Raw genomic sequence first — 9,630 nt, forward strand, 5'->3', positions numbered from 1 at the left:
CACTCCTATTTCGCTGGCTGATATATAACAGATGGAATTGGACGATCTGATTTAGAGCTAAGCACACACTTAACTGGTGTGCCGTCATCAAAAACCATAGATTCGAAATCTGTTGTGGTGAGTTTAAAAGCCACAAAACTAAGCGTTGTTAAAACGGTTAAAATGCACAATGAGGCAAACGTACCAACCAACACTCTTAAAAGCCTTGCGTATTTTCTTTTACCTATTATTGATACTTCAGCGTAAGGAGAGCCCCATGTTGAAGTAGTCAAATTAGTTTTAGAGTTATCCATTTAGTCAATCACTAAACCCGACTTTAATTCGTCCTTATAATAGTCGGTATTAAACTCATTTGCTATATTAAGATCAAAATAATAAAAGGTATCTAGGTTATTAGCTAAAAGTGTTTTAACAAATTCATGGCTACCATTAACGTTTTCAATAGAATCTAAAGTAGGCTTTATACTAAAACCACTATGGCCTCTCCACTTTCGCCCATAAAAGTTAGAAGCAGTATCTTTACCAGCATGTCCAAAAGCACCAGCTATCACAAACTTATCAATACCCTTTACCTTAGCATTTGCAATACATTGATGCCTTGTACTGTATAAAGTAGGTCGTTGATCTTCATTAGTTAAAACCTTGCCTCTAAGTTTAAAGTAATTGATATAACTTAAACGTAAACGCTCTTGCAGTATTTTAATAAAAGTCTGTTTTTCATCCCATCCAAAGGTATAGCCACTACTTTTATTTAAACTAGATACCTTTCTCACATACCTATTTAGCAAATTCCAGTAAAGGTATATCTTTTCTTGATCTTCATGTTTAAGGTCATCAAGTATTAAATACCTTTTAAGTCCATTAGCCCGACCATGTGTAGCCTTGCCATTTTCCACAATCATGATCAGTTTTGGTCCTTTTACTGCACAACAGAATGAAACGGAAAACCACTCAACAGGACGCAATCCAACAACAAGATTGGCATCAACAAAAGCAACCATCATCCGATCAAACTCACTAGCCCTAGTGTTACTCTCGTTCTTATGTTCGAATTCTCTTACCAAGTAGTTGTAAAACGTGCGTTCAAAGTACTTTGTTTTCAGCTCAGAAGTACGCTTAGGTTTGTCCTTGTTAGCTGTATATTTTGTGTTAATGATTCTTAAATATAGTTCTTCTAAAAAATATTCATCAAAACCAGCATCTATATCTTCATCATTAATAGAGCCATTATTTAGCTCATTAAGCTTTAGACCGATTCCATATACTAAATATGCACGATATGTTCTAAATGTAGATTCCGCATAATATCCATTTTCAGATTTAGTTTTAAATTCAGAATATATGTTTTCATATAACATTTTTAAATCTAGCTCTGAACTATCTAAATGTTTATCAATCTTTTGCTTAAGCTCAATATCATATTTAGTCTTAGTAGAATACGGAAAATCTTCTATACGACTTGTATATTCTTTTAATGTCTTTGGATAGCTATTAGGATTCTCAAAACTGCTCACCACTACCACCCTTAATCCACATGCAAAACATGAGCACATACTACAACGTTAAACACCTATCTAAAAGTACTCGTTAAAACGTTTTTCACTTTAAGCAAAATGTTTTTCACTTTTAAGCCCAATAAATGCAAATGTCTTTTTTGACTCCTCTCTTGTTAGTACAGTGGAAAAATAAAAAAAATGAAGTTGAGAAATCATAAAAACACAGTGGACCTTTTTTACAGTGAAGTGCTTGATATGCGTAGTTTCAATAGTCTTTTGCCAGTGCTGATGCCTTAAATTTTTAGGGATAAATACGACTCTAAGCACATCATTATTGCAGTTTAATTGGTGTTTAAGGTGTAAAACTTTATATTTAAGATGCACAGCACTAAACCATAAGGTAGGTTTTTATAAGTAGCAGTTGTAATGTCTTTAAAGTTTTAAATTAGTAATGGTATATACCAAGATGCATTTTTTCTTCAAACAGTTTTTATCAATTTATTTAATATTAAAGAAGCTGACTTATAAATAAATTGCATTATCCACATTAATATTTTTATTGTTAATTAAAAAAGTATATAAACATCTTTATTAATGTACTTCTATATTGTAAAATATAAATTACAGTATTAACAATATTTTAAGTAAAAAATAAACTAAATGTAGTTTGTTATTTTCTGTATAAAATATATTCTAAAAAAAGAACAATAAAGATTAGAAAAGATAATAAAAAGAAAGAATAAGACTATAAAGGAATATAAAAGACGTCTAGCAAACTATAAGAGCTCATTTACTCTCTACAATTGATTGAAAAAAGTACGTTGTATTTCCATTTCAGATAAGTACTACTAAAAAAAAGCATTGTTTTGGACAGACAATGCACCTAAAAAGAGTATTTTTTACAGATTTGTCTTGTTTAGGCCAGGTACGACTGCCTAAAGAACGGCCTTAGATATACGTTAAAGCTTATAAATTAGGTTTAAGCGAGTGTCTAAAAGTCGGCTTTATACCTTTTAAGGGATTTTTTATAATTAATAAAGTGCATTTTAAAAGTTTTTAGACTAAAATCATTTTGTCTTTATACCCACTTAATCCGGAGTAAAAATGAAGCACAATAAAAAGCTTTTAAGCGTTCTTGCAATTGGTTTAATGATGTCTGGATGTGCTAGTCGTGATGTAACGCAATTAAACGTAGCAAGCCCTTTATCTATTATATCTGAAGCATCTCAAGAGGCTTTAATTGCACAACAGAATTTAAAGAACTCTACTGCAATTCAAATGCAAACTGCTCAGAAGAAACAAGGTAGCATCAACCATGACCTTTTAAATATCGACTACATAGGCGATCCAATACCTTTAATTAAAAGTATTTCTAGCCAATACGGATACCGTTTTGTAGAAGCTGGTCCTACCCATGAGCTTCCAATTGTTAATTTTAATAAAAAGCGTGTTACGGGTGTAGAAGCTTTACGCAATATTTCTGCATATTTAAATACTGCTTCGATAACTCTAGATCATCAAAATAAAAGTATTTTATTGACTTATAACTAACACCCTTTAAATCCTTTTATAAATATCTGGAGTTTTTATGGACTACTCTAATAATGCTTCATTACAAGAGCTACTAAACCCATCTAACCAGTCTTCTTTAGAAGTTCATGTTAGTAATGTTGAACAGCAAGCTCGTTATGAAGCCATGCTTGAATTGGTTAAGCAAAAAGGTATTAAGTTAGGGATCAATACGTATTTAAGCAACGCTCGTGAGGTCATCAAAAGCCAAGAGCGTAACCTTGATACAATCTTTAACTTTAAACCTTACATGATCAAAGGTGTTGTTGTTCCCCCGGTTATTATTGAATCAAAAGATGTAACTGAGACACCTAATGCCATGTCGTACAAGACGACTAAGCAGACTTATAAAATCTTGAAACAAGCTCGTTTCAGTACTCGTGCACCTGATTGGCGTCAGTACCTTGTTTTCCCTACACTTGATAGCAATGTTGATTACGTGACTTTCATTCCGAAAGAAATGTTACCAGCTAACGAACAAGAACGAAAAATATGGAAAGAGACTGCTGCTAAGTCTTATGAAATGGGTTTAGTTGAGGGCCGAAATATTGTTGAAGATGCAGTAGATCGTCTTAAACGAGATTATTTGGGGATGGTTACTTTCCATAAGTTTGTTTTAGAGGGCAAGTTATCAATGCCAGCATTTAGCAGTCAATCACTGGCTGTTACTTCTACACAAGACACTATTGCTCTTGATATGAAATTGCTTCAAATCCAACAATTACCGCAGTTCAATTCAAATATTGAAACTTGGAAACCAATTCTCCAACCTGAACAAATTGCACCTAGCTATCAAATTCCAAAAATTAACCTTGTTAGCGAACCTTAAGTTCGCTAACTCAATTGGAAGTTTTAAATGCAAATGAAGGTTTCGACATTAAAAGCAAAATCTGCATTATTTGATGTTAACAAGATTAAAGGATCTGAAAATAAGATTCTGACAGCTACCAAAGACATTCGCAAAGACTACGATTCTAGTCGTGGTTTTGGTTTGGCTACATTAACAGCCATAACGACATACAAAGATCCGAAACAAGGGTTTAAAAGTCGCGATGAATTTGAAAGTCTTCTATATGAAGCATTAGCTCATGGTGCTTCAGATATTTTCATTAGTCCAGATCGCCCCATCACAATGATGAAAGACTTGGAGTTATATTCGTTAACACACCGTATTATCAATCGTGATGAAGCTTTACACATCCTAAGAACGATTGCTGATGAAAATGCCTACTTAGTCCTTATTAATAATAAGTTTATTAATAAGGCATATCGTATTCTGCAGAAAGACGCTTCAGGTAAGGAAACTCGTTATAACTTTCGTGTGAACGTATCTCGAACTTCGTATCGTGGATCTGGAGATTCTTTTCAGATAACGTTACGTACAATTTCTGGCATCCCCCCTCACTTTTCAAAAGTGGGTTTAGATGAAGATTTCATCAAAAGATCGCTACCTCACAATGGTTGCTACATCATCGGCGGTATCACTGGTTCTGGTAAAAGTACAACACTAGCTTCAAATATTCGCTATGTGTTGGAAAATAATACTCATATTCGTGGAAATATTTTAACTCACAACGAGCCTATCGAATACGAGTATGATGCAATTGAAAGCACACACAGTATTGTTAGTCAAAGCGAAATCCCCAATAACTTCGAGACTTTTGCGGATGCAAATAGAGAGGCGATGCGTAGACGTCCTGCTGCAGTTGAAATCGGTGAATTGCGAGATAAAGAAACAATTTCTGCAGCTCTAGAACTTTCTTTAACTGGCCACCCTGTTTTTGCAACGGTTCACGCAACCACAGTAGACAAAATTATTCCACGTATGTTGAAGCGCTTTAAGCATGAAGAACATCTTCAGGCTGCAGCTGACATTATTGGTTCAGTTTATACATTGATTGCTCAACGTCTTGTTAAAGATGTGAACGGCAAGGTATTTGCTGTAAGGGAACACTTAATTTTTTCACCTCAACTTAAAGAACAATTGCTTTTAATTGATGATATTCATGCTCAACAGAAGTTTATTCGAGAGTTAATGATTAATTCTGATGGTTCAGATCCAAACATCAGTAAGAGTTTCAGGAAACAAGCTGACGATCTACTCAAAGCTGGTCGTTTGCATGAAGACTACTATTACAAACTGATTTATTAAGAGGCGAATATGGATGATCAATATGCACACTGGTCGCAATTTAGATTAAATCTAATCCTATGGGGCGGTTTAAACGGATATTTGTTTATACCTTTTCTAGCTGTTGTTATTAAGTTTTCCTTGTTCAAACTTATGCTTTTCATCGGCTTGATAGTAGCAACATTGGTTATTGAAAAAGTATTTAAATACAAATACAGCTATATCCCCTCTGCTCTTAGACGCTTAGTTTTTGGGGGCAATAAATACACTAGACGCGGTAGAAGACGTTACTCGTTGTAAATCTTGAAAAATTGAAAGGTAAACTTATGAAAAATACTCAAAATGAAAAACCAGCGATTGAAGAACGTTATATTGTTCTAGGTATTGATGATGGACATGGCGGTACAAAGCTTTATGCTGGTCTAGATCCAGATGGAAATGAAATCAAACTGACTATTCCTAGTATTGCTTATTCAGGAAAAGTCCTCACTGGCGAAGAGGAATCTACTGACTATTATGTGGTTAAAGTTAATGAAAACCTTTATACAGTTGGTAAGAAGATCAATAGTAGTGTTCCTCTAGATACCAGAACAGATGAATACCCGACATCTGAATATAACAAGGCACTAATACACCAGGCAATTAAGGCCTATATTGACCTTATCGGAACATATGATGGTAGAGCGTTTGCAATCGCTACTTCACTTCCTGTTAGTCGCTATTACACACCTGAAAAAACCAAAAACATGCCACTTATTGATATGAAAACTAATTTTCTACTCAATGGTGATGTTTGCTACAACTTAAAAGATCATAAAGCTGGTAAACCGCTTAATATCATTAAAAGACATATTGTTAAATGTGAAGCTCAAACGGCTTATTTTAATGAGATTATTGATGTACACGGAAACGGGTCAGAAGATAGTGATCTTTTAATAAGTTCTGAATGTGCTGTAATCGATATTGGCGGTAAAACCACTGATATTGTAGTCACATTAGATGGAGGAAACATGCTTGATGGCCATCGTTCTACATCACGTAACCTTGGTATTCTTACCATCTATGAACGAATCACTAGCTTAATTCTTGAATCTGGCTATAAAACGGTTAACGCTAACTGGCTAGATTTCGCACTAAAATCTGGAACTTATGGTATAGGATCTCAAGCCAAAGATATTACAGGTTTAATTCAGCAAGCTAAAAACGAATTCATGATCGAATTAAATAACTTTATCTCTAAACAGATCGGTGGAGGCGATGATTTAGCATTAGTATTATTTTGTGGAGGCGGTGCAGCTTTTCTTGAAAAAGAGATTAAAGAAAAGTACGACTTACCGAACGTAAGAATCGCAGAATCACCAGAGTACGCCAATGCTAAAGGTTTATATAAGTTAGCTAAATACATGTATAAAATGTACGCAGAAATCAAATGACAGATTCAAACTACATACAACTATCCTATCAATTAATTCACTTAACAAGAGAAGATCTTGATGTGATTAGTAGTGTTAATAGAAATCTACCAGGTCTAGACTTAAACGCTTTTAGTTTAAGTCTGCTGTATTTGGGATTTATCTTTTGTACTGACAAGCAGAAGATTTTTCTAAATGCGCCAGTGCAAAATGAAATAGACGAGATGTTTGCACAGCCTGTACGAATGAAAATAGATAAAAATGCAAATCAAAAACTATTTAATTCAATTAAAAAACATCCTCAAGGAAAGCTTCGTAGAAATTACATAACTGCTGTTTTACATGCTGGTATAGCGGTTCTAATTGAGCTTTCATACCTTTATAAGTTGTATGAAGTTAATGAGGATATGGCAAGCCTATATTCTGTCAATTCTTTCCTATTAAGGTTTGGTTTAAGTACTTGTGTTGAAACATACACCAAGTTTAATACTGCTTACTATGTGTATGATATTGAATATCTTGAAAAAAAGTATCTTGATCATATCACCATACAAATACCAGAAAGTAGTAAGGAGAAAAGTGAACAATCACCTAAAAAGCCCGTAACTGATTCTATCAAGAGCAAGGAGGTTCCTGTTCAAAAAGCAGTTAAGATAAAGGAAGCTAAACATACTGAACATAAAAACATTCAGGACCACTCCCCTACCGTTGAAACATCTCAAAATACCGAAACATCCGAAATTAACAATGCTAAACCAAGTCAAAACGTATCTGAATCAAAACCAGTAACCAATCCAAGTAATTCGGATTGGCTTAACAAAACTTTTAATCCAGATCTATTATAAAAAAACCGGCAATGCCGGTTTTTTTTCATTCAAAGTTTTGAAACTTCAATCATTCAAGCTCTTAAAAAACTCTTCAATTTTTCTAGCTTTCTCTTCTGTAATATCGGCATCCAAGGCTACTCGCAACTTAAGTACACTCTTACCTTTGGTACCACATTCAGAACTCATAGAACCAAATTTAACGCCCTTATCTGTTTTAAAATCGAATTTATTCTTACTCGATTGTTCTTCAGTAGTAGCTTCTTCAGTTTTTTCAGGCTTAGTCGCCTTATTTGCTTTTTCTTCTTCACTCAAAATAGCTATAAATCCTTTATGACGCTTGCCCGTGGATTTAAATTCTTCAACGTATTTATCCCATTCTGGTCTTAACAAGTCGAAAATTGCTTTTTCGGTTTTAGTTTCTAAAGCTTTATTTATTGCGGTATTCACTTCTTGAGCAATATATCCAGAAATTAGCTCAGGATCTTCGTTCAAAGAGTCCAAAATGAACTCAGGTAAGTCTAGAATATATTTGAGACGGAAATACTTCGACTTATCAATCGCAAATTTTTCAGTAACAAATTCATAACTTTCAAAAGGATAACCGAACTCTTCACATAATTGCTTGATTTTTAATATGCTTTCAAAATCTGTAAGATTATGTCTAGCAGTATTATCCAATAAAGCTGTTATAGCAGCTTTATCATCATTCATAGATGTTTTAACTAAAGCAGTAATTCTCTTTAGCTTTAAAATCTCTTTAATTGCTCTAAAACGTCTCTCACCAGCAATTAACTCGTAACGATTACCCTTCTGTCGAACTGTAATCGGGTTAATTTGTCCATTAATTTCTATATCAGCAGCCAAAATTGGCAACTTCTCATATACACGTTTATTCATGATACGTGGTTGATAAGGTGATGGATCAATTAAATCAATGTCGATTGATTCTAAATGAGATCCGCTAACAATATTTTTTGTTTCTCGCTTAGCTAGTGGGTTAAGACTCCCCTCTTCTATGGCTGGAGTCGCTGTATTTTCTTTTACATCAGTAACTTGAGCATCACTCCCTGTTGCATTAGCAACAGGTGTTTTTTTCATGCTTTTTACTTTATCTTTAAAGTTCATATCAGCACCTTATAATTTTTTGTATTCAGAAACCATTAGATCTACAAGTTGATTAATTGCTTGTTTTGCTGGTGTTTCTTTTCCAGCATCCAGATCAAATACGGAACACTTAACATATGATGCTTGACTAAAAACCGTAGCATTTGGAATGCAGATTAATTCCTTATTTACCAGTTTTTCTTGTAATTTTGGTTGAGCATATTCATTGCGAATATCTTCAGCCAAGGTAAGATCCACTGTATTACGCTTGTTATAAAAGTTTAGTACTGGCGATAGAATTTTTAAATCTGGATTGCTTGTCTCTAAATCATCCATAGAGTTAAGTATATCTTCCAAACCCTGAATACTGTATTCACCCTGTAATGGAATTAATAAACTGTTTGATGCTAACAAAGCATTAAAAGTTAAAGTTTCCATTCGCGGTGGACAATCTAACAAAATAAAGTCGAAATCCCCTTTTATCTTTCTTAATACACTTCTAATAATTTCATTAGGAACTGGACTAGAACGCTGAATATTGATTTCAACATCACGAATGTTATTAGCACAAGCAATCAAAGACACATTTTCAAAGTTGGTTTTATCTGGACCTTGTATAACATCGTGAATGTTAATTGTTTTATAGTTTTCAAAAATATCTTTTAGAGTGCCATCTATATCGTTAATATCTGGAACATTTGAAATATGTTTTGTTGCATTACGTTGGCTATCTAAGTCGATTACTAAAACCGTATAACCTAATTTTCCAAGCTTAGCAGCACAATTCACCGTAGATGTTGTTTTGCCCACACCACCTTTAAAGTGGATGCTTGTACAAATATAAGTTTTTCCTGAGTTCTTTTCCATTTTTCAATCACCTTTCAAGTAAAGTCAAACAATACAATATTTGAAAAATATTTAAAATACTTTTTCACTTTATTTTTAATATATTTCAACTTTTTCAATCTATATGCCTAACATGTGTCCATATCTTATGTGTTTTTCATTATCAGACTGATAACAGCTTTAGATTCCTTGGCGTGGATTTTTTCATTATCAGACTGATAACAGCTTTAGATCCCTTGGCGTGG

9 protein-coding genes are annotated in these 9,630 nt (G+C 33.7%); 5 read left to right on the forward strand and 4 right to left on the reverse strand.

Annotated elements, in window-relative coordinates; genetic code table 11:
* Positions 1-5: 5 nt before the first annotated feature.
* A complete protein-coding gene (locus F938_RS01525) occupies positions 6-293 on the reverse strand; it encodes a hypothetical protein (RefSeq protein WP_032055042.1) in 288 nt (95 codons plus the stop codon).
* On the reverse strand, positions 294-1,514 hold the full coding sequence (locus F938_RS01530; RefSeq protein ID WP_228129501.1) for a hypothetical protein: 1,221 nt from the start codon (positions 1,512-1,514) through the stop codon (positions 294-296).
* A gap of 1,086 nt (positions 1,515-2,600) precedes the next feature.
* Here F938_RS01530 and F938_RS01535 point away from each other — a divergent pair.
* The 5 genes from F938_RS01535 (at position 2,601) to F938_RS01560 (ending at position 7,453) form a co-directional block, all read left to right on the forward strand.
* Complete coding sequence (locus F938_RS01535) at positions 2,601-3,047, forward strand: DotD/TraH family lipoprotein (RefSeq protein ID WP_005028631.1); 447 nt, start codon at positions 2,601-2,603, stop codon at positions 3,045-3,047.
* 37 nt (positions 3,048-3,084) lie between these two features.
* Positions 3,085-3,894, forward strand: a complete 810-nt coding sequence (locus F938_RS01540; protein ID WP_005028633.1) for a type IV secretory system conjugative DNA transfer family protein — start codon at positions 3,085-3,087, stop codon at positions 3,892-3,894.
* Between the two features lie 27 nt (positions 3,895-3,921).
* Positions 3,922-5,217, forward strand: coding sequence for an ATPase, T2SS/T4P/T4SS family (locus F938_RS01545; protein ID WP_005028635.1), 1,296 nt, complete (start codon positions 3,922-3,924; stop codon positions 5,215-5,217).
* Positions 5,218-5,522: 305 nt separating this feature from the next.
* Positions 5,523-6,629 carry a ParM/StbA family protein gene (locus F938_RS01555; protein ID WP_005028638.1) on the forward strand — a complete coding sequence of 369 codons (1,107 nt, stop codon included), beginning with the start codon at positions 5,523-5,525 and terminating at the stop codon, positions 6,627-6,629.
* A complete protein-coding gene (locus F938_RS01560; RefSeq protein ID WP_005005878.1) occupies positions 6,626-7,453 on the forward strand; it encodes a hypothetical protein in 828 nt (275 codons plus the stop codon). Before F938_RS01555 ends, F938_RS01560 begins: the two co-directional genes overlap by 4 nt.
* A gap of 45 nt (positions 7,454-7,498) precedes the next feature.
* On the opposite strand, the gene F938_RS01565 is transcribed toward F938_RS01560, so the two are convergent.
* A complete protein-coding gene (locus F938_RS01565) occupies positions 7,499-8,560 on the reverse strand; it encodes a ParB/RepB/Spo0J family partition protein (RefSeq protein WP_005005876.1) in 1,062 nt (353 codons plus the stop codon).
* Between the two features lie 9 nt (positions 8,561-8,569).
* Entirely contained in the window at positions 8,570-9,406 is an 837-nt protein-coding gene (locus F938_RS01570; protein WP_005028640.1) for a ParA family protein, read from the reverse strand.
* Positions 9,407-9,630 lie beyond the last annotated feature (224 nt).

This window comes from Acinetobacter bereziniae LMG 1003 = CIP 70.12, from assembly GCF_000368925.1.
GTDB lineage: Bacteria > Pseudomonadota > Gammaproteobacteria > Pseudomonadales > Moraxellaceae > Acinetobacter > Acinetobacter bereziniae.